This is a genomic window from Xanthocytophaga flava (assembly GCF_030068545.1).
Classification (GTDB): Bacteria; Bacteroidota; Bacteroidia; order Cytophagales; family 172606-1; genus Xanthocytophaga; species Xanthocytophaga flava.
Genome location: NZ_JASJOR010000031.1, coordinates 42439 through 62881, shown reverse-complemented (window position 1 = coordinate 62881; position 20443 = coordinate 42439). Strand labels below are relative to the sequence as shown.

General features: G+C 38.9%; 17 protein-coding genes. 5 read left to right on the top strand and 12 right to left on the bottom strand.

Annotated elements, in window-relative coordinates; all coding sequences use genetic code 11:
- Window positions 1-45 precede the first annotated feature (45 nt).
- The 3 genes from QNI15_RS31245 (at window position 46) to QNI15_RS31235 (ending at window position 4285) form a co-directional block, all read left to right on the top strand.
- A complete protein-coding gene (locus QNI15_RS31245; RefSeq protein ID WP_314035624.1) occupies window positions 46-1953 on the top strand; it encodes a hypothetical protein in 1908 nt (635 codons plus the stop codon).
- Between the two features lie 1057 nt (window positions 1954-3010).
- A complete protein-coding gene (locus tag QNI15_RS31240) occupies window positions 3011-3295 on the top strand; it encodes a hypothetical protein (protein ID WP_313994809.1) in 285 nt (94 codons plus the stop codon).
- Window positions 3296-3697: 402 nt separating this feature from the next.
- Window positions 3698-4285 carry a Crp/Fnr family transcriptional regulator gene (locus QNI15_RS31235; protein ID WP_313994807.1) on the top strand — a complete coding sequence of 196 codons (588 nt, stop codon included), beginning with the start codon at window positions 3698-3700 and terminating at the stop codon, window positions 4283-4285.
- 207 nt (window positions 4286-4492) lie between these two features.
- Here the strand turns inward: QNI15_RS31235 and QNI15_RS31230 are convergent, their stop codons facing one another.
- From QNI15_RS31230 to QNI15_RS31185, 10 genes are all read right to left on the bottom strand, one after another.
- Window positions 4493-5425 carry a haloalkane dehalogenase gene (locus QNI15_RS31230; RefSeq protein ID WP_314035622.1) on the bottom strand — a complete coding sequence of 311 codons (933 nt, stop codon included), beginning with the start codon at window positions 5423-5425 and terminating at the stop codon, window positions 4493-4495.
- Between the two features lie 586 nt (window positions 5426-6011).
- Window positions 6012-7799 (bottom strand): PAS domain-containing sensor histidine kinase, encoded by a 1788-nt coding sequence (locus tag QNI15_RS31225; protein WP_314035620.1) that lies wholly within the window; start codon window positions 7797-7799, stop codon window positions 6012-6014.
- 38 nt (window positions 7800-7837) lie between these two features.
- The gene (locus QNI15_RS31220; RefSeq protein ID WP_313994795.1) at window positions 7838-8596 is read right to left on the bottom strand and encodes a PAS domain-containing protein; all 759 of its coding nucleotides are present in this window, start codon (window positions 8594-8596) and stop codon (window positions 7838-7840) included.
- Between the two features lie 525 nt (window positions 8597-9121).
- Window positions 9122-9673: a redoxin domain-containing protein gene (locus tag QNI15_RS31215; protein ID WP_313994792.1), complete on the bottom strand. Its 552-nt coding sequence runs from the start codon at window positions 9671-9673 to the stop codon at window positions 9122-9124.
- A gap of 290 nt (window positions 9674-9963) precedes the next feature.
- The gene (locus tag QNI15_RS31210) at window positions 9964-10893 is read right to left on the bottom strand and encodes a sensor histidine kinase (RefSeq protein ID WP_314035618.1); all 930 of its coding nucleotides are present in this window, start codon (window positions 10891-10893) and stop codon (window positions 9964-9966) included.
- Window positions 10894-10905: 12 nt separating this feature from the next.
- A complete protein-coding gene (locus QNI15_RS31205; RefSeq protein WP_314035616.1) occupies window positions 10906-11559 on the bottom strand; it encodes a CHASE3 domain-containing protein in 654 nt (217 codons plus the stop codon).
- 1122 nt (window positions 11560-12681) lie between these two features.
- On the bottom strand, window positions 12682-13125 hold the full coding sequence (locus QNI15_RS31200) for a BLUF domain-containing protein (RefSeq protein ID WP_313994786.1): 444 nt from the start codon (window positions 13123-13125) through the stop codon (window positions 12682-12684).
- 890 nt (window positions 13126-14015) lie between these two features.
- The gene (locus QNI15_RS31195) at window positions 14016-14165 is read right to left on the bottom strand and encodes a hypothetical protein (RefSeq protein ID WP_313994780.1); all 150 of its coding nucleotides are present in this window, start codon (window positions 14163-14165) and stop codon (window positions 14016-14018) included.
- The gene (locus QNI15_RS31190) at window positions 14107-14253 is read right to left on the bottom strand and encodes a hypothetical protein (protein ID WP_390902230.1); all 147 of its coding nucleotides are present in this window, start codon (window positions 14251-14253) and stop codon (window positions 14107-14109) included. Before QNI15_RS31190 ends, QNI15_RS31195 begins: the two co-directional genes overlap by 59 nt.
- Window positions 14254-14291: 38 nt before the next feature.
- Window positions 14292-14447: a hypothetical protein gene (locus QNI15_RS31185; protein ID WP_314035614.1), complete on the bottom strand. Its 156-nt coding sequence runs from the start codon at window positions 14445-14447 to the stop codon at window positions 14292-14294.
- A gap of 455 nt (window positions 14448-14902) precedes the next feature.
- On the opposite strand from QNI15_RS31185, the gene QNI15_RS31180 reads away from it, so the two are divergent.
- A complete protein-coding gene (locus QNI15_RS31180) occupies window positions 14903-15241 on the top strand; it encodes a hypothetical protein (protein WP_313994774.1) in 339 nt (112 codons plus the stop codon).
- 2412 nt (window positions 15242-17653) lie between these two features.
- Here QNI15_RS31180 and QNI15_RS31175 read toward each other — a convergent pair.
- A complete protein-coding gene (locus QNI15_RS31175) occupies window positions 17654-18511 on the bottom strand; it encodes a transposase (RefSeq protein WP_314035612.1) in 858 nt (285 codons plus the stop codon).
- Window positions 18457-18792, bottom strand: coding sequence for a hypothetical protein (locus QNI15_RS31170; protein WP_313994765.1), 336 nt, complete (start codon window positions 18790-18792; stop codon window positions 18457-18459). Before QNI15_RS31170 ends, QNI15_RS31175 begins: the two co-directional genes overlap by 55 nt.
- A 350-nt stretch (window positions 18793-19142) precedes the next feature.
- Here QNI15_RS31170 and QNI15_RS31165 point away from each other — a divergent pair, with 350 nt between their 5' ends.
- Window positions 19143-20357, top strand: coding sequence for a replication initiation protein (locus QNI15_RS31165; RefSeq protein WP_313994762.1), 1215 nt, complete (start codon window positions 19143-19145; stop codon window positions 20355-20357).
- Window positions 20358-20443: the final 86 nt, after the last annotated feature.

Here is a 20443-nt window from a genome sequence, read left to right as displayed (position 1 = left end):
ATGTATGCCCAAAACCCCATGGCGGCAGCTGCACCACATGGGATTGTGATCTACTGTGGAAGCCAGGTACCGCGTGGCTTTAGCTACCAGATCGAACGCACCGAAGAGGGTCGTACCAACTGGAAGCCCCTGGCTATTACCCAAACTGAAACCGATTCGGTTGCTTTTTTTCAGAAACTAATGCGGGTAGGTGCGCTCAATCGGGTATATAACTTTAGGGAGCCACTCAATGGCGGCTACCTGTGGCAAGTAGCCAGACGGGCCAGAACGATGGATTCGCTAGGCATTTACGGACAAAATCTACTGGTATTGCAGGCCCTGGGGCTGGTGCATTACGATACTTCGGCTCGGGCGGGCATAGTATATCAATACCGGGTGAAACCTGTTGGGGAGCGGGCTACCAGCAAAGAAGGCAGAACTACAGCAGTGTCCTACCCGCAAAAAAAGCCGGTTGATTACCAGCTGCGCACTTTACGTGCCGAACCTTTTGAGCAGTCCATTAGCTTGCAGTATCTGGTGGGGCGTGGCAGGCCCACCCCCGCCGGCCTGGCTATTTACCGGCAGGTATACATGCAAACTAATTTTGAGCCGATAGGTGAAGTGGCTTACTTCCGTCAGGTCAAAGACAGTGTGGTGCTTTCAATAGAAGACCCGTCAGTACGCAGGCAACTGGTTTATCAGTATGTGGCTGTTCCACTGGATATGTACGGCAATCCGGGCATACCATCAGACACGGTTCGAATACTAAACCTGACCAGCAACATGACGCCAACCGTGTATGAGATTAATGCCACTAGCCGGATTGAGAAAAACGCCATTGAGCTTTCCTGGCAAGTAAAAAACCCTGATAAAGTGCAGGTAATTAATATCTACCGTAGCCAGGACTACGACCAACCTACCTACCATTTTGTTGGTTCTGTTTCAGCCAGTGACACCACATTTGTTGATGCCAATGTCAAACCGGTAGAGGGCTACTGGTACACGCTTGTGGTCAATGGTGTATACGGACAAGCACCAGCCAGTCCGCGGGTGCATGGCATTCTGAAAACCAATCCCAAACGGATTCCGCTGCCGCCGCATGGTCTGCAAGCTAGTGTAGAAAATCATCAGGTAAAGCTAAGCTGGCATAAGGCCGATGCCGAAACCCGTGGTTTTGCTGTGTTTCGTGGCAAAACGCTACAAGACCTAAAACAGGTCTCCCCCGAAATTCCTTACACTCCCAATTTGAACACTACGGATCTGACTGAATATATAGATCATCTGCCCGTTACTGCACAATCCACTCAGTATTATTATGCCGTTCGTACCATTAACACCTCTTACAACCAAAGTCCGCTTTCGGCCATGACCAATGTCATTATCAATGGGCAAACAAAACTGAAAGCTCCGATAAGTGTTAAAGCTAAGTACTTTGATAAGACAGCGCTCGTATACTGGGCCAATCCCAATGAAAGTGGCGTAACGGGCTACAATCTGTATCGGAGAGAAAGCAATCAGCGAGAAAGCAACGGAAGCTGGCAAAAGCTCAATGCACAGGCATTGCCAGTTATTCAAAACCAATGGGAGGATAAAACACTTCAAACCGGTAAAGTCTATGAATATCAGGTAGAACTGGTCACTGGCCGTGAATCCGATTATGTGCGGAGTGCTCCGGTCCGTTTGGCATTGGAAACAAAAAAGCCCCTGCAGCCTGTTGGACTGCGCGTTCTTGCCCAGCCTGATAACAATGTACAGCTTTCCTGGTCAGCTATGCCGGCCGGGGCAACTGCCCAGTATGCAGTTTATCGACAGCAATCAGGTGGTAAACCCGAAAAGCTGGCCGTGCTTCCCCTTTCCCAAACTCATTTTATGGATAAAAATTCCGCAGAAGGTTTGTTTTTCTATACAGTGGTGGCAGTATCAGCTGAAGAAGTAGAAAGCGAGGCCGATAACTGGATCAGTGTGAATAGATAAACGTGCGAATCGTTAAGAGACAATCTGCTATTCAATCCAATTACAGACAGGATTGCCATCACATATACAGAATTGTCATCCTCCAAGGGTCTAAAAATTTATGGGACCCGTTGGATCCGAAATGGAATAATGAATGTAATTAGATCAACAGATTAAGTTGTCTACCCAATGAAGATTCATAAGGTAATACCTTTAGCTATGAGCTGGTAAACAGAATCTGGTTTTGTAGAAATAGTATCATAGGAATAGTATTCGGTAAGGGTCAGCTCTTTTTGAGTCTAATCCGTTACTATCTTGATTTTAGAAAATCTTACAGTTGCTTCCAGATACAGTTCCTTCCCAATGAAGTATGAATAGCATTGGTTGCTTTATTACAGGCCGAATCCATAGCACAATACCACACGATTAATTAAGGTTAGACAACCAGCTCATTTACACATACAACAAGGTTCAGTTTGATCTCATCTACCAGTTTGATCTCATCTACCAGTTTGAGCTCATCTACCCTGTACCTGTACCAAAAAGAATATTTTCATATACTTAACTTCGACCAGTCACTAGATGAATAGTCAGTAGGTACAAATCCGTTATATGTGATTTGTACCTACTAGCTCTGCCTCTTCCACTTTGGCTCAGATCCTGAATGCCATACTACCAAAAGTGTTGCTTTGCTTACACTTGCTTAGATGATGAACCTATACTTGATAAACTTAAGCTAAAGAACTGTCAACGTGTACTGATGAAGAAAAACAATTGGAAAAGGCCTGACCAGGGACCTGAAGATAGGTTTTGATCCGATAGATTGGTTAGAATAGATTCACTAAAAAAGAATATTTTGTAAAACCAGAAGCACTCAAAAAGTGTTAATGTATAGAGTATGTAATCTACAGTGATTTGACTATCTACCTAATAGAATTTGTAACAAGCTTACTATTTTGGGCGATTGTCTGACATAAAACAGCCAAGGTAAAAGCAAGATAAAAAACAACTTGCGGATCACTAATTCATAAAATACTATAACAATAAATAAACAAACTAAAACTATAAAAACAAAGCCATGAATAGGTATACCTATTTTTTCAAAGTGAATGGACGGTATCTTACCTACTATAATTACCGTGATAATGAAATGCGTTTAAGCGATAACATTAACAATGTTAAAATCTTTCAGGGACAGCCCAAAACTCAGCTCAAAAGATTGCTCAATTCATTTGATATTGATAAGATAGAGGTGTTGGAGCTGGCCATACAGGAAAAAGACTGCTTTAAAACCGGGGCAGAAGCCTATCTTCCAAAAAGTGAAAAAGAGGAAATCCAAATAACTAAGCTTTCGCGCAATTAATGACCTTCTGCTATTTTTTTAGCACATACATTTCATTTTTTTTTATATATTCAAAATATATCAGTAGTTTGATAAAACAGAGTTGTAATACAACTGGGCGTATCCGTTTGAATATCCCCAGTTGAAATGTCCATGGTAGAACCTTGTTAATAAGCCAATTTAGATAGATAAGGTTACTGATTATGGTTTATAATCAGTAACCTTTTTTCATACATCCTTATTGTGTATGAGAACTTGAATAATGGAACCTTCTTCGGTTTTAGTAAACTTTAGAGGGTAATTTTTCGACTCATTAATACAATGTTCGTTTGTCAAAATGGTTATTTTGTTTTTTTTCGTTAAAGGCTTCTATTAACTTGAAGCTACGTTAAAGCAGCCTTTCAAAATTTCCTGCATCCACACATGAGTGATTTCCAGCCATTACTTGATTATATCAAAACTTTTATCGAACTCACCAAAGAAGAAGAAGCCTATTTTCTCTCACTGTTAGTTCTTACCAAAGTAAAGAAGCGGCAGTTCATCGTGCAACCAAACTTTGTTTGCCAGCATATGAATTATGTCAGAGAGGGAGCCCTGCGGTCCTACCTAGTGGATAACAAAGGCATTGAACATACCATTGCGCTGGCAATCGAAGGGTGGTGGATTAATGACTGCAACAGCTACATTTTTCAGGAGCCTGCCACCTTTTTTGTGCAAGCCCTGGAAAACTCCGTCATTATCCAACTGAGCTACCAAAGTGAGCAGTTACTGCTCGCTAACATACCTAAATTCGAGCGCTTTTTCAGAATTACAGCTCGGTGCGAGGTGGCCACTATTCAGAAACGGGTACTATCGAATATCAGTCAATCGGCCGAGCAACGCTATGAAGACTTTGCTATGCGCTATCCGGCCTTGTTAAACCGCATTCCACAGTATGCCATTGCGTCTTACTTAGGATTTACTACCGAGTTCTTAAGCAAAATCCGCAACAAGAAACTTAAAAAGGGCTGAGTTAAAAGCAAGGTGCATAATTAGTGTTTCTATTAGTAGCGACTACGCAGTCGCTACTAATAGAAAATACCTCGGCCCAGATTGTCTTAAAATCAGGCAAAACTCCACGATCAAAATTAACTTTTTCAGTACTACCGCTCAAGCTTACCCCTAAAATGACTGCGATACAGCTATGCAATACACGTCTTCCCCAGACTCAGCAAACATCTATTCTCTCAAGCTGCGAACAAAGCTGGCCAGTGCTTTGCCAATCACATCAGGGGTGGTTTCCTGGATGAAATGCCCCCCGGAAACTTTTAGGTGTTGCTGATTTGGCCACTTACTTGAAAACTCGTCAAGCCGCCCGCGACCGAACAGTCCTGGCTCTGCCTGAATGTAGAGCTTAGCAATAGTAGACTTAGCCAGCCAGGCAGAATAATCAGCTACAATTTCTTGTGTATATTCTGGCTTACCATTCATAGGAATGTCTGAACCCAACTGTACCCTGCGGTCTTCCCCAGGAATTAGAAACGGCTTTTCGTAATAGGCATGCTCAATGGCAGTAAATTTTCTTTCACTGAAAAGGAAATGCTCCACTATAAAGTTCTCCCATAAAACTTTGTCGGGAGTAAAATTGTGGAACGCCTCTAGAGTCTGCTCCGAAAAATCCGAAGCTTGCAGTGGCATTACAATGGATTCCATGTAGGCAATACCCTGCACCCGTTGCTTATTCTGATGAGCCCAGTGAAATCCAAGCTGAGAACCTATGTCATGAAGCACCAGAATCACGTTGCGGTCAAGACCTAACTCTTCCCAAAGAGCAAACAGAAATTTTTTCTGGGTAGCAAAATTGTACCGATGCTCTCCTAGCGAAGGACTTAATTTGTCGGAGTCACCAGTACCGATGAGGTCAACTGCAATTAATCGACCAAGGCCATCTACATGCGGCAGGATATTGCGCCACAGATAGGACGAGGTTGGATTACCATGTTGAAAAACGATGGGATCTCCTTTTCCCTCATCAATGTAAGCCATTCGATAACCATTAATCTCAAGGTATTTTTTTTCAGCAAATGGCTGTTCGTGCGTTCTATTCAGAATCCTCAAGTCTCTCCCTTCGGGAGTGGATTTGCTATTTGCTTCTGCCGTATGCTTTTCCATACTATTAGTATTTGAGTTGTTTTTTAATAAAATACCTTCGTTTATAAATGCAACATTGAAGGTTGACTTAGCAAAGCTACGGCAGGAGCATGCGGCAAAAAATGAAATAAATTAATAAATTACGTTGAACTACTTCAACTTTTCTTCCGATCAGCCAAACTGCTGCTACCGGGTAAGGGCATGCAGATTGAATATTCCAAACAAATTCAGGTGTGCATTTTAGCTTTGGGCAAGCTTAGGGAGGCTAATCTAAAAGCAATTATTGCGTTGGGGAGCCCACAGAACAGGAAAGCGGTACAAATAGGTAGTTGTACCACTATATCGAATCCGAATGGCCTTAGCCTTTCTTTTTCAACTCCTCTACATCCTACATTTGATTAACACTCTTGAATTTGGTGACATAAATTCGGGATAAATCATGTTTGTATTTAAATTCATAAAGGATTTTAAAAATTTAATAGGTAGTATAAGACTTGTAAAAGTATGCAGTCTTCTGTCTGCATAAAACAGGAGAATAATTTGTCAATACTTGCAGATTTAAAGAGGCCTGGGTAGCTAAAAGGAAAGGTTAGTATGTGGAAACAAGCTAGAAAGCGGGAAGAAAGAGAGTAAATGTAGCCCCCTTACCTACTTCACTACTTGCCATGATTGTTCCGCCATGATTAGTGACTACTTTCTCACAGATAGCTAATCCAATTCCTGTTCCGCTGTAATCCTGTTTACTGTGTAAGCGCTGAAACATCTGAAAGATCCGTTCGGCATACTCAGGCTCAAATCCAATTCCATTGTCAGACACCTCAATCCGGTGATAGTGTTGAGGGTTTTGTTTGCCATGGCGGTTTATTCTACCTAAAATAGGTAAGTTCGAAGCCGAAATCAGCTGATACTTCACTTCTATGAAAGGGGCTACATTTGGGTTGTGAAACTTGAGTGCATTCGAAAGCAGATTCTGAAACAATTGTGCTAACTGGGAAGCATCCCCCTCAATAACGGGTAAAGAGTCCACCAGAATACGGGCTTTGGTTTCTTCCATGCGTAGTTCCAGCTCAACAAGAACTGAATTGATCACCTGATTTAAGGAAACAGGTTCGAAACTGTCTTTTTGAGTCGAGATTTTTGAGAAGGTAAGTAGATCTCTGATCAGAATCGACATCCGGTTAGCTGCCGATTGCATGCGTTGCAGGAATTGAATGCCTTCGCCTAACTGAGCACCATACTGGCTTTGCAGCAGATTGCCAAAGGATTGCACCTTTCGAAGGGGCTCTTGCAGATCATGGCTGGCAATCGCTGCAAACTGCTCCAGATTTTTATTGGAACGAGCCAGCAATTGATTGGCTTCCAAGAGATCTTCGTTGGAATTTTTCAAATCCGTTAGCAAGTGTTCCTGCTGTTGCTGCAGCTTTTTGACAGAAGTAAAGTCATGAAAGGTAACGAGCAAATCCTCATCGAGCTTCCTGGTCGATACATCCATCCAAACATCGAACTCTTCGGTCAGATAATTCTGTTCAAAACGGATCGGTTCTCCGGTATGCCATACCTGACAATACTTTTCAAATACACCATTGCTAAAATACACTGGAAAACATTCTCCATGAAGCCTGCCTATAAGTTGGTTTATATGACTGGAGGCATAGCTGGCAAGTGCTTTATTGACAGTTTTAAAACGGAAATCAATAATAGTGCCTGCCTGATTTGTTCCCATCTCAATATTTCCTTCCTGACTCCAAACCGGCTTGGCTAGAAAGATGCCGGTTTGGGTGCTATCAATGACAGTTTGCAACTGAACGGCTGAGGCTTCAAGTGAGAGCTTGTCACGCCTGCTTTCGGTAATATCAATAAAAGTCTGAACCAACCCGTTTTCGCCTAACGGAGCAATGGAAAGATGAAACCATCCCTGAAAAGCGTCTCTTTTGTAGTAAAATTCCGTTTGGGCAGCTTTACCACTTTCAAGCACCTGGCAGTTAATCTGGAAGAGTTCTGAATCAAGAATACCAGGAAAAACTGTTGAGTATTTTTTGCCTTCTGCTGCTTGCTGACTGATACCTAATATACGGCTAAAGGATTTATTAACTTTGATAATTTCAAAGTCAACCACTTCACCTTCAGTATTCTTTACGGCATGATAGGCAAAGATGCCATTTTGAGAGGCATCCAATATACTATCGAGCAACAGAGTCTGCTGCTGGTTGATTTGCTCTTGTAACTTGGTTTGGGAAATGTCAATATAATTGAGTAGATATCCATCTGCAAATTTAACAAAAGAATAGGCTATCCACTTTTTCAGATGGATAGAATAATATTCCAGGTATTGGTTTTTTCCCTGCTCGACAACCTGACAGCAAATGTCAAAAAAATGAGAAGTACCCTGACGCAATTCAATTAATTCTCTGACTGAATAGGTATAAAGTTCTTCTAATGTAAACCCTGTAATTTCGGAGCATTACCGATCTTCATTCTAAAATCAACTATTTCTCCTTTTGTATCCCGGACTGATTCATAAAGAGCAGCTCCATAAGGAGAATGTGCCATCAGATTATTCAAAAGCTCTGCCTGCTGTTCTTTTTCCATCTGAGCTTTTACCAGTTCGGTACGGTCACGGGTAATGCTTAAAACGCCATTATTAACCTTACTTCGCTGTACATTAAAATGCCGGTCCAACAAAGGACTGTGATAGGTAAACTCACTATGCTCTCCACTATTCCATACTTGCAAACACTGTTCAAAAATACGACTTCGGGAAACGGTGTCCATTAATGGTGTTTCCAATACAGAAGAATGCAATACCTGCTCCCTGTTTGCATTCAGAATGCGACAGGCGGCAGCATTGCAATAGGCTACCTGAAAATCAGTTATTATACGTAAATCGTTTCCTACAAGTATATTTGTTACACCAGCTGAGTCTGTGCTGTCAATGGATATGTTGAACTGGTGAACAGTCTGATTAGGAAAAGGCTTAGGTTGCGGATCACTATTCTGAGTGCTATTTAGGTCCGCATGGGAAGAAGTAGAAAGCATACCAGGCTGATCCTGCTTATTTCCATTCAACCCCGAAAAAACAGGTATAAACCAGACTACTGAATCAGGCTGATTATCAAAAAGCTGTGAAATTAATAATTCGTTTTGGTACTCGGAATACATCATCTTATCTTCGATCATTTTATCTTTGTTCATCACATGTAGTTATAAAATGGTAGAATAAGGTTTCCTTGAATGCAGTTTGATCTCAGACCACAGATCTCAGACCATAATTCAGATAAGAATAGGATAAGATACTATTAAAGCATCCGGCAACCCTGTTCTGAAGAAATAAACCGGGCAATAATAAAAAATCGTGCTCTTTATTGCTAAACTTCCCTGCCTGTTTGTTGCCCTATCATACTATCTTATCATGCTGCCTTATCCATTTTACCAGTATGTTTACCCCATACTGATAGCCATTCACTTAGCATTCAACCAATAAAACTATAACTTGTTCAAATCTTTTGATAAACAGGTCTGCAAAGAAACAGAATTACTATACTTTGTTTACTAATAGATAAATAAGTAAGATAGTATTTTACGAATAAAAATAAGGATAAGTTCCATCTATTAACATATCTTCTAGCAATGTATCTTCTGTGCTGTGTGCCTAGGATGAATGGGAGGATATTCTATACAGAGGGAGGATATTTTATACAGAGGCAAGACCTGGCGATACTAGTTTTTTTCAACAAAAGCTCTTATCTTCTCAACACTCATTCGATCGTTCAAACGCTCAGAATAATGAACCTGCTCAATAATGAGGCCTTCAGATAAAAGGAATTCAGCAGGCATTGTATTAAAAGCCCCTCCTTCAGCCATCGCATGTAATGGCACACCCAGAGAAGAGGCTTTAAAAGCTGTTTGTACAAAAGAAGAAATATGACTCATGGTTGCTTTATAGGTGGAAGGCTCGAGTCCATAGGCACTGTACCATCTTTTTTCAGGGTCAGAAATCAAAGGGATTGGGGAGATTTCTTTGTGGAAAATACTTTGTAACAAGATATTTTCTGGCGATTCAAAGAAAAAAATCATTTCAAGACATTTTTCGAGCAATTCTTCTCTTACTTTCAACAGTTTATGAACTCTAATATTACAAAACGGACATCCGGCATGTCGGAAAAAGCCAATAAATACTTTTTTATCCTTATACTCTTCCAGATCTATCATTCTTCCGTAAATATCTTTTAATCTAAATACAGGCTCAGAAAGACTTTGTATTAATTTCATTGACTTTTTAGTTTACATTATCTAAGTATTAATACTTAAATATACTTAGCAGGTAACTTAAGAATCAAAAGGTTAGATTAGTATAGCCGATCGGCATTGAAGATTAGCATAGGAGATTAACTATAAGTAGGAATCAAGTAGTGAATCGGAATCTGTCATTATGTAACCTGTCATTATGGAACTTACCACTTACAAAGCCTGAGCGTATCTGGTTGAAAAGTAGGAGTATAGTTTATAAGTCAGCATATAGCGCTATCGAAGGATCACACATATAAAAATATAGTGTAGAATCACACTTTTACTACAGGACATTCTACAGGTAAAAACAGCGTAAAGGTAGCTCCCTGTCCCTTCTGGCTTGAAGCAATAATAGCACCATGATGGTTAAGAACTACTTTCTGGCAAATGGCAAGTCCGATACCAGTCCCCTCATATTCGTTTTTACCGTGTAAGCGCTGGAATACCTGGAAGATCCGCTCGGCATACTCAGCTTCAAAACCAATCCCATTATCTGAAACTGCGATGAGGTGATAGAAATGCGAGCTGTGTGCTATTCGTAGGGAAACCGGAAGCTCTTCTTTTGTAACCTTTTGGTAGTGAATAGTAATATGAGGCGGTATATCCTTATGGGAGAATTTTAATGAATTACTCAACAGGTTGAGAAACAACTGTTCAAGTTGTGAACTATCGCCTGTTATTACAGGTAACGGATCAATCTGAATTTGGGCAGCAGTTTCTTCGATCCGAAGTTCGAGGTGCGTTAAGACATGGTTTAGTACTTGATCTAAAGCCACCCGGCCCTGTGGCTGTTGAGAAGCAGTTAACCTGGATAAAGTAAGCAGGTCTTTTATCAGCGTCGACATGCGATTGGCGGCTGATTGCATCCGTTCCAGAAGAGAGGTACCCTCACCTAATGCCTCACTGTATTTGATTTTGAGCGTATGAGCGAAAACCTGAATCTTGCGAAGTGGCTCCTGCAGGTCATGTGAGGCAACATAAGCAAAGCGTTCCAGTTCAGTATTGGAATAATGTAATCTTTCATTGGTAATAAGTAGTTCTTCATTGGTAGTTTGTAGTTCCTCATTGGTGTGAGCCAGTTGTTGATTGGTATGAGCCAGTTCGTCATTGGTCTGCTGAAGCTGCTCATTTAGGAGGGTAAGCTGGCTTTCATATCCCTCTCTTTTCTGAAGCAGATATTTTATCACCGTAAAGGTTAACAAGACAATGAGTACTTAGGATATAATAATCCAATAAATACTGTATTGTGCTTTTAAAATTGATTGGTCCAGCTCCCTGGTTCGTATACCGAGCAATCGATGTTCTTCCTGTTCAAAGATAAAAAGCAAACGTTTGATCAGATCCATTCTTTGTTTTCCCACTTTGGATTGATAAAACTCATTCATTTTTTCAGGGTGTGTATTGGTTAGTTCAATTCCTTGCACGGTAACCTCTATTTTTTTTTGAACAGCTTGCCGAATAGCCGGAATCCTGGCCTGCTGGGTAGGATTATCTCTTGTAAGACTTTCCAGTCTGATGATGGAATACTCCACCGAATCAATCCCTTGGAAGTAGGCTTCCAGATAGGTACTATCTTTCGTTAACGAGTATCCTCTCTGCCCGCTTTCAGCATCTTTGAGTAACGATAAAACAGTTTCAGTAGTTAATAGGACCTGATGGGTATGGTTGACCCATTTACTTTTATCAATAAGCAGTTGCATGCTTTGGTAAGCTAATAGTCCGGTTAGCAAAAGCACCAAGGCGCCTGTCAGGTAAGCTATAAAAAAAGTGATGCGAAGTTTTTGATCTTTCTGAGCCATAACCTTTGTAAAATTACCGCCTCCAATACCTTCTTTCAACCAAAACACGGGTAAGGAAGCCGTTATCATTGGGTCCCTGTTAAACCCATGCCATGTCAAACATCCATTTAAAGTGGTACATGTATGATAAGGATCAACTCCAATACAGTAATATGTTCACATGGATTGATAAGTAATACAAGCCTGTCTTTAAAATTCAAGTCTGGCTATTCACACATTACTATATTCAGCGTATCCGTTATTGATTGTACTCGTTTGACAAACTGCCTGAACCTGGTGCTTAGCCAAATGGACACTAAAAATTCACAAGGAAGGGGCGATTCTATTCTTTATTGTACACTAACATATCCATATTGTACACTAACGTATCAATAGTCAGTCAAACCAACTCGTCATACAACAGATTGCGTTCCTTCAATCTATAATCATGTTTTTTATCATAATCATGCTTCTATTACCGTTTTTATATGTTTGTGTAGAGCTAAACCGCCGGATTCCCAGGAAAAAGCCCGTATCAGTAAGTTAGTCAATGGAGATATGTTGATGAATCGCATGGAGACAATAGCATTAAATTCGAACAACCATTTTCTGATATTCGAAAAAAATCATTCCTTTATTTTTGAATTGGCTTCAAGTCCGATACCTTGGCCAAACGAGTATCCCTGAATCTGCTTTTTTTGGTGTGTAATCTCAATTTTGGTCTATAGGTCATTTAGAAAGCTAGAAAGCTTGATACCTTGGTTAAAATCACTCTAGCAAAGAGTTCTTTTTCGAGATCATGTTCTTTTTGTGGTAATGGGGATTGATACAAGCCTGCTGGTAATCGTTTTGTATTGTCCTGTTAACCGCTTCTTATCAGGCATACCGTTCAATACGTACGGTAGTGGTTGTATTTCCGCAAAAAATACCTCAATAGACCGACTATGTTTTTTCAATTGGTCTCACACAAAAAAATTATTCTTTCGTAAGCATATAATACGAGAATAGTATGGTAGTGGCATTTGATAATTGTTCAATCAATCCGTCACAAAGACTCTCTTTTGGAATTGGTTCTTGCCAGCAGATGGCTAAGGATACATGGCAGAATGGGTGGATTGGTTGCGTTTTTATTGACCCCGTATCCGTGTCCTTAAAGGACGAGGTGAGAATCGCTGCCCGGAATAGTTTCCGACAGCGATTCTGCATTGGAAATCAGGCCTTAACAGGCTGGGTAGCCGGTTCGAAAAACTTTTTAAGCAGCATCAGTGCCCGCGAGTCGGATTGAGCCTGCCCGGTCAGCAATTGTTTGAAGGTCTGCTTGTCCTGGCTGGTGATATCGGTCCTAAAGGCAAGCTCATTATGGGAAATGGCTTTTGTAGCCATATGCCAGCTTGGGAAAGCCCGCTCGGAAACAGGTCCATAGCAGATCATACGGACTTGCTCGTGTCGCGGGTCGGTTTTGATCTGGTCATACAGGCTCAGAATCGTCTTTGCATCCCCTTCCAGATACTGAATAAAGTTTGTTTCCGAATAGAGCAGTACCCCGGTTATGTCCAGGGGAGCATTGTTTTGCTGGCATGAGGCCACTATTTTTTCAATCTCGGCAGTGGTACAATTATTTTTTCGCGTGGAAACGTAAACCAATTGTGATAACATAAGAATGTAAAGGATATAAGTTTAAATAGATTAAAATTGTCAGTCAGGAAAACTGCAGGTAAAGACCACTACGGACAGAGAACAATGATAAAGAATGCAATCAGCATTGCATTCTTTTAGTTGAATACAGCAAACCAGCTATAGGTAACTATATATAGCTAGTAATAAGCGCAAGAGTAATTAGCCACAAGGAAAGAATAACCGCTGGCCGGGCACGGCGTTGTGACTGATCAGTATGCGGCTAACCAAGCACACGATAAAAGTTGTTCTAGCTTTGCAAGCGCATGTTTCCAAGGTATGCAAGAATAGTTCAGAAGCTAAAAGCTATCGATGATAGAAGCCTGGCGACGTAGTGGTCAAACCCCAAAAAAGCAACTACCTGGACTTCCCAAATTACTATTTGATCACTATTTTTTTAAATCTTTAGCCAAAGGAGAGGTTACTATAGTTCCTGACTCTTTAAAAATGTCACTTAACATAATCACATTTATAAAACTTAAATAGATTTCGTTCACAGGTTTCCATAATAAACTGGCCTGAAACCTCTAATATCCAGGTAGGATGATTCCATAGATATACCTGCTCTTTGCGCTCTGGAGACAGGTACGAATAGAAAATCACGCCCGGAAGAATTTCTGCTGGACTACTTTCTACTGGATTGTTCATTTACTTGTGCTGAATCAGAGATTTATAGGTGTTAATCATTTATTTATCTGTGTTAATCGTTTATCTGTGCAAATACGTACTGCCAAGGATAGCACCTTTGGCAAAAGTGGTGTTTAACGTATTTATTTCCTCTTGAGTAAATACAATATCCATCGCTGCTATATTCTCCACAAGGCGCGACTCATACTTACTAAAGGCATAATCGTATCTGATTGCTGATTGACTCAGGCAATTGCAAGCTGTGCCAGTGTACTACCTTTGGTATGGGATATTTGTTTTAAAACCTCCACTTTTTTCAGGTTATCAATCAGGTTTTCACCTTGAAAACGGGAGAAGTTCTGGCGGTAATCGTTTTCTGCAAGGGGAGCTTTCATCTGACCAGTGACCTTTATGAAAGATAGCTCCGAATTTTACGCTGATAAAGGCCTGATCCCGTCTTCCTTTAATGACTTTGCCTACCAGTAGTTCATTATGACCTGCTCCATAAAAATCTCCTGTGTTTAAAAATGTAATACCATAGTCAATGCTTTATGGATAGTCGCAATACTTTCGGTCTGATCCGGTGTGGGGCCACCCCAGATAGAAGACATACGCATACAACCTAAGCCAAGTTTAGATACGAATGGACCTTTTTGTCCCAATTGATTTTTTACCATGTTTTTCACCATATACCTTTTTTTAAGGTTACAAAGATCGAACGTGAAAACTTAACCCGGTTTCGTGTATAGCTCAGATATTTTTCTTCTATAGATCATTGTTGGTTGATCATCTTTGGTTACTCAACTCCGTTCACTGCAGCTTTGCTCTTATTGTGTTGTTTTTTCGAGTATAATCTTCTGTATTATTGGAATCTTTGCCCAGATTAAAATCACTTGCATATGCTTACCATTCCGATTGTAAACCTGTTCATTGTGAAAATCAATGGCTTTTTTATTAATAAGCATATTTAACAGCAAATATGCCTCCCACTTTCATTATCAATTTCTCCCGTTTTCCTTTTTTTCCCCTTTTGTTGCCATCTCACGGGAGAAATATTTAGCATATTAAATGTATTCGTTTTCTTTTGTTTTTTAACTTTATTTCACATATTTGGCCTACTAAACTCTGCACTATGCCAAAAAAGCAAAATATCTCCAATCAGACTGATCAATCCCTCACTCCTATTGAAAAAATTCTGGCAATCCAGGATAACAAACAGGATAAAAATCATTCGGTAGGCGATCAGCATCAGATCGATACCGTTCGCCTGACCGTTGAACTGGATGCTGACCTGGATTATTTCATCAAACAAATTGCCTGGTTTGATCGTAAGTTTGAAAAGGAGGTCATTAACCACATAGTTCGCGAATACAAACGCATTCATGGCTCAAAATATGAGCATATACAACTGACAAGCTATCAACCCAAAAGAGGAGCTGCCAGAGGCACGCGGAAAAAGAAAGAAGACTAAACTGCTGTAGAGTAAAACTTGTGGATCAGGCTTACTCATACCAGTTTCTTAATACTATGATTTCTACATCCCTAAGGGACAATGTGAATAGACAGAAAAGGCCTTTCAGGTCACCTTCCAAAGGTCTCTAACGTGTAATCTCTCCCAGTGTATTTACTACTGACATCATTACTAACGCACATAAAGCCGGAAGCTATACTTTATTACTGACGTTATACTCATCCAAAATTTGGCTATAAACCTCTGACAAGGCACACGCCAAAGCTCATTTAGTATAAATTCATAATGATTTTTTGATTCTACCTACCGCTTTTCTGATTTATTCTCCTAGAAAGCTTGCCTTACAGTAAAAAAGCTCTTTGCAGGCCAACTGACTATATCCTGGCTGACTCTCATGTTTTGTGTATAGTGTTAATGTGACATAGAGCCAACACCTCTCCCCTACCCTATTGTTTTCTTAATTTGTTTTGGATCCGTTTTGGCTAAATTGTTTGGTAAGATAGTCAAGCTCCTGCTGTTACGACCCTTATGCTGACTTAGCTGCTCCAATCTATAATCAGTACTTAGTTTGTCAGGTTACACTGTTAAGACTTTGTTTCAGATTTACCAAACCACTGATTGCAGTCTATAGATCGCCAGACACAAAATATTGACATTGAGTAGATAAACTCATTTATCTATCCTGCGGTGCAGATTGGTAATTATTAAATAGTATTATTTATTACACATAATTTTTAATTACTGTAAATCAATAACTTATATAATATAATATATTTTCATATATATAAAATACTTATAATAAATCCTTTTATAAAGATTTATTATAACTTCTAGCTATAGTAAATATTGTAGCTATAGTAAATATTGTAGAAACGTGAGTCATAATAATTCATACCTACTCAAGGTAACTTAATTGGTGAATTACTTTTGACTCATATTCAAAATTTTGTGAAATTTGCTATCTTCGTGTATTTTCTCCTAGTAGGTTCGTGGTTTTTCTCCTAGTATATTAATGGATATAGATCTGCTAATAGAGTTGATAAATCAATATAAAACTATCGTAAGGTAGTATATAGCCTTCTACGCTATATTTAATTGAGAATGATAATTCGAATTGATACTAGGAGAAAAACCACGAACCTTTATTCGGTAATAAAACAAGTTGAAGAACATAGAAAAAAGAGTCTGTAGACTTTAAGATCTATAATTAATTTCATAATTAAAGTAAAAAAAATATTCCAACCAGTTTGCATATTCTGATTTATATTACTAATAATTAATAGCTAGAACAACTGGGAGAAAAACCACGAGCCTACTAGGAGAAAATACACGAATAAATGGCTCATATTAAGAGCAATTATAGCATTAATACGAATGAAGGGTAAACAATCTCAGAACAGAGTGACAATATAACCAACTAGTAATCAAAATGTTAAATCAGGCAATTTTGTATAATATTTCTTTACTGAAGCAGTTTTATACCTTTTTTTCACTTATACAAATTTTTTCTGTTCGTGGAATCTCTCCCAGTAGCTTATTTTACAATATCATTTTACTAAGTGGATTAACGACTTTTTTGTTGATCTAAAACTCCTTTTCTTTTAAGTAGATTCTAATTTACTCATTTCAAGAAGGTTACAATATATATAATACCTCTCTCAACTTATTTATTCACCTATTTTCTATTTATAGGCATAAGGGGGGACGCTCGCAAAAAGGGGGGATTCTAAACCTAGTTAGATTTTTTCTTCAAATTTAAATATGACTTCGTGGTTTTTCTCCCAGTTGATATTCTTTTTTGTCCAAATAACCTTTTTGTTAAAACTAAGTTAGTCTAGTTTTTTTCTATTTTATCTAATTAAGACCGGTTAACTAACTGATAATTAATTACTTACCGTGTTGTTCTAGGAGAAAAACCACGAAGAAATAGGAGAAAAACCACGACCTGCTTATATATACTAGGAGAAAATACACGTTTAACTAGGAGAAAAACCACGAGTTGATTTATTAGACTGGGATAAATTCCACGAACTAGGAGGAAAACCACGAAATACTGGGAGAAAATACACGATGGTTTTGTTCTTTTTCCATCTCTTTAACCTAAAAGCTTTATTGTTTCGTGGATTCTCTCCCAGTAGAAGACAAGTAGACAAGCATACTATCTAAAATTTTATAATAAGAAGCTGTCTTAAAATATCTGGAAACAAAAAAAGGCATTGAAAAAAGTTGAATTTTGTCGTGACCAAACTCCAAAAAACAACTAGCCAGTATCTTCATCAAAGAAAAAATAAAAGAAGCTTTTACTTACTAAGGCTTGTTGGGAAATCTTACGAACGATAAACTTTGACAAACCATATTTGTTGTATATAGTTATATCATTAAATAGCTTAAGTGAATATCTCTATTATAGTACTAGACAATTTTGATTAGGTTGGATTTTTTAGGAGTAATCTGTTCTAAATAGGTTCTGAAAACACCTACTGATCCGACCTTCTCCTTGAGTCGATATAATCCATCTCGAAAGATAGACACAGCCCGATAGGTAGTTCCATTGGAATAGCGAATCTGACGAACGGTCTCCTTTTTCTGTTGTAAAATACCTTGTTGAATAGCTAAAATATAGACCACAATTACAAACGCAATCAGTAACCGAATTTTGTTTGTATCCTGAAAGGCGACTTGTTCCAGATTGAATCCGTTGGTCTTCGCCATATGCGGAAGCCATAAATGTTTGAAACAATATTCGATTTTCCATCGCTTGCGATAATACTGTTTTCCCACTCGTTTCTTTCGTAATGTATTGGTTAGCCAATAGACAAGTGACTCTTTTTCACTCTGATTCCTACTAGAATTCCTGCTTTGATTGCGATAAATTTCTAATCGATAGGAGTGCTCCCTTAAGGTAAACAGCTTATGTGCATAGCCTTTCTTGAGCGCTTTTTTTTCTAATTTTTCATAGGACTCTCCCTGTAAATCAATCCAGTTCTGGTAGATCCCTTTTCGTAAGCGAATCACAAAGTCAATCTGGTTTTTACTCAGAAAATCAAACCAGTCCTTGCCAATAAATTCCCGATCAGCCACTAATAGCTTGCCTTTCATATCAATGATAGCCAGGCTTTTACGCATGAAATTGATGCGTTCTTTCTCACTAAGTACACCTTTGTGGGTATAGATGCGAAAGTAAACTGGAACGGCTACTCCTTTTACCTCAACGGCTAAGACCAACACATGTAAGGGATATTGACCAATCTTCCATTCAGTAGAATCCAAAAAAAATGCTCGACTTTTCCCTTTACCAGACTTAATGCCCACACAAGCAAATCGATAAATAAGCGAGTAGATCCATAGCGCTCAAAAATGCGAAGCAAGCGTTTATAATGGGTATGACGCGATACATCTGTTTTTGCAGTCAGTAGAGAAAGTTCATCTTTGATTTTATACAAGCTTACACTACGAGCGGAAAGAATGCCACTTAAGAGCAATTCTACATTTTTTAGAGTAGATTTTGGGTATTTCCCTTTCAATCGACTAAGTTTGGATAATAGAGTCATCTGGAGTTTTTTGTTTGTTTGGTCACTGCAAATTTCTCCTTTTTGACTCTATTTTTTTACCCTTTTTATAATTTGTCTACTAGTATTTATCTCTATATGAAAATCATTACTTAGAATTTATATAAAGTAGTTGCTTGGAATGAATAAAACATGAACCCCGATGTTGATCAAATCAACTACATTGGCTCTACTGGAAACTTTTTGAGTAAACTATAGGCATATAAAAGATTACATCTTTTCATTCGAATTAGAGATAGCAGATGTTGTAAGATTTAAACAATTTCTGCAAAAAAAAGAGTACTGGGAATTTTTTGTTTTTATTTTTCCTAGTATTTCTTTACTTTAGCTCCATGGAACAGCAGTTAGAAATTTTTTCTGCCAAACCCAAGGAGGTTCGCCAGCATAATAATCTCATTTTTGCTCCTTTTGCCATGGGGAGTGTAGAAAGCAAAATCTTTATTTCGATGCTTGAGCGCATTAACCGGACAGATACTGAATTTCCTTTATGGCGCATACCACTTTCTGAAATTTTACCACGTAAGGATGGTGATAGTTATGAACATTTGAAAAAAGCTGCTGTTGCTTTAAAATCACAGGTGATTGATATTGCACCTGTTGATCCCATGAACCCAAACAGGAAGCGATTCCGTCTTCGTTCTATTGTTGATAAGTGTGACCATGATAGTGGTACGGGATTTCTTCTATGCCAATTTCACCCCGATGTAAAAGAATATCTACTTAATCTGATTGATAATTATACCCCTGCAGATTTAGCTACACTCAAAATGTTTAAAGATGAACGTACTGTACGTTTTTATTGGATGCTTCGTGCACGATTTCGCTACGAAGAATCACGTATGGCAAAAACCAGTACCGTTTCAGAGACAGTTAAGATCCAGATTACGGTTGAAGAATGTCGTAATTGTTTGCTTAAGGATATCAAGTCTTATCCCAATCCTAAAGATATTAAGCGTCATATTCTTGAAAAAGTTGTTAAGCCTGAGATTGATAAAACAGATTGTGCTTTTGAATTTGGTGACCCTGTCAAACAGGGAAATAAGACTTTAGCGTGGACATTTATCCGTCGAAGTGGTTCGGTAACTGTTTTGCCACTTGAGCCTTTACGAATTTCTGCAAAACTTATTGAAGCTTTGGAGGGAATGCCACTTGACAGTAAAGGTATACGCCGTATTTCAGATGCTTTATGTATGGATACAGATGGTTTTGAAGCCTCTGAGGCATTTGTATGGTTCTTATTACATAAACTAACTACCTCAAAGGATAAAGACAAGATAGCCTCTCCGGGTGGGCAGTTAATTCGGTGGATTGAAGATCGTAAATTCAAAACTGAATTTTTGAAAAAGACTAAAACCCCCTCCTCCCCTACCCCATCATCTGAAATTGTAACATATTCAGAAACAGAATTGATTGAGATGCATCAAAATGCAATGAAACGTAAACGTACTTCATTGGACTTTGCTTCCTGGGTTAAAGAAATTTATCTGGATAATGGATTTGAAAGACAAAAGATTGATAATGTTTGGTTTGTTGTCAAAGAAAAATAGAATTCTCTAAACGATACATAAGTCATTGAGTTTAACTTTTGGGCTATGTACTATATAAACTTTGCTTTCATTTATAGTCAAGTCTT

Coding starts and splice junctions, on each gene's coding strand:
- QNI15_RS31180 (WP_313994774.1), top strand. CDS start 14,903: ATGCCAAAAAAGCAAAATATCTCCAATCAGACTGATCAATCCCTCACT.
- QNI15_RS31240 (WP_313994809.1), top strand. CDS start 3,011: ATGAATAGGTATACCTATTTTTTCAAAGTGAATGGACGGTATCTTACC.
- QNI15_RS31205 (WP_314035616.1), bottom strand. CDS start 11,559: ATGATAACGGCTTCCTTACCCGTGTTTTGGTTGAAAGAAGGTATTGGA.
- QNI15_RS31170 (WP_313994765.1), bottom strand. CDS start 18,792: ATGACTCTATTATCCAAACTTAGTCGATTGAAAGGGAAATACCCAAAA.
- QNI15_RS31215 (WP_313994792.1), bottom strand. CDS start 9,673: ATGAAATTAATACAAAGTCTTTCTGAGCCTGTATTTAGATTAAAAGAT.
- QNI15_RS31235 (WP_313994807.1), top strand. CDS start 3,698: ATGAGTGATTTCCAGCCATTACTTGATTATATCAAAACTTTTATCGAA.
- QNI15_RS31230 (WP_314035622.1), bottom strand. CDS start 5,425: ATGGAAAAGCATACGGCAGAAGCAAATAGCAAATCCACTCCCGAAGGG.
- QNI15_RS31195 (WP_313994780.1), bottom strand. CDS start 14,165: ATGAAAGCTCCCCTTGCAGAAAACGATTACCGCCAGAACTTCTCCCGT.
- QNI15_RS31200 (WP_313994786.1), bottom strand. CDS start 13,125: ATGTTATCACAATTGGTTTACGTTTCCACGCGAAAAAATAATTGTACC.
- QNI15_RS31185 (WP_314035614.1), bottom strand. CDS start 14,447: ATGGTAAAAAATCAATTGGGACAAAAAGGTCCATTCGTATCTAAACTT.
- QNI15_RS31220 (WP_313994795.1), bottom strand. CDS start 8,596: ATGAACAAAGATAAAATGATCGAAGATAAGATGATGTATTCCGAGTAC.
- QNI15_RS31165 (WP_313994762.1), top strand. CDS start 19,143: ATGGAACAGCAGTTAGAAATTTTTTCTGCCAAACCCAAGGAGGTTCGC.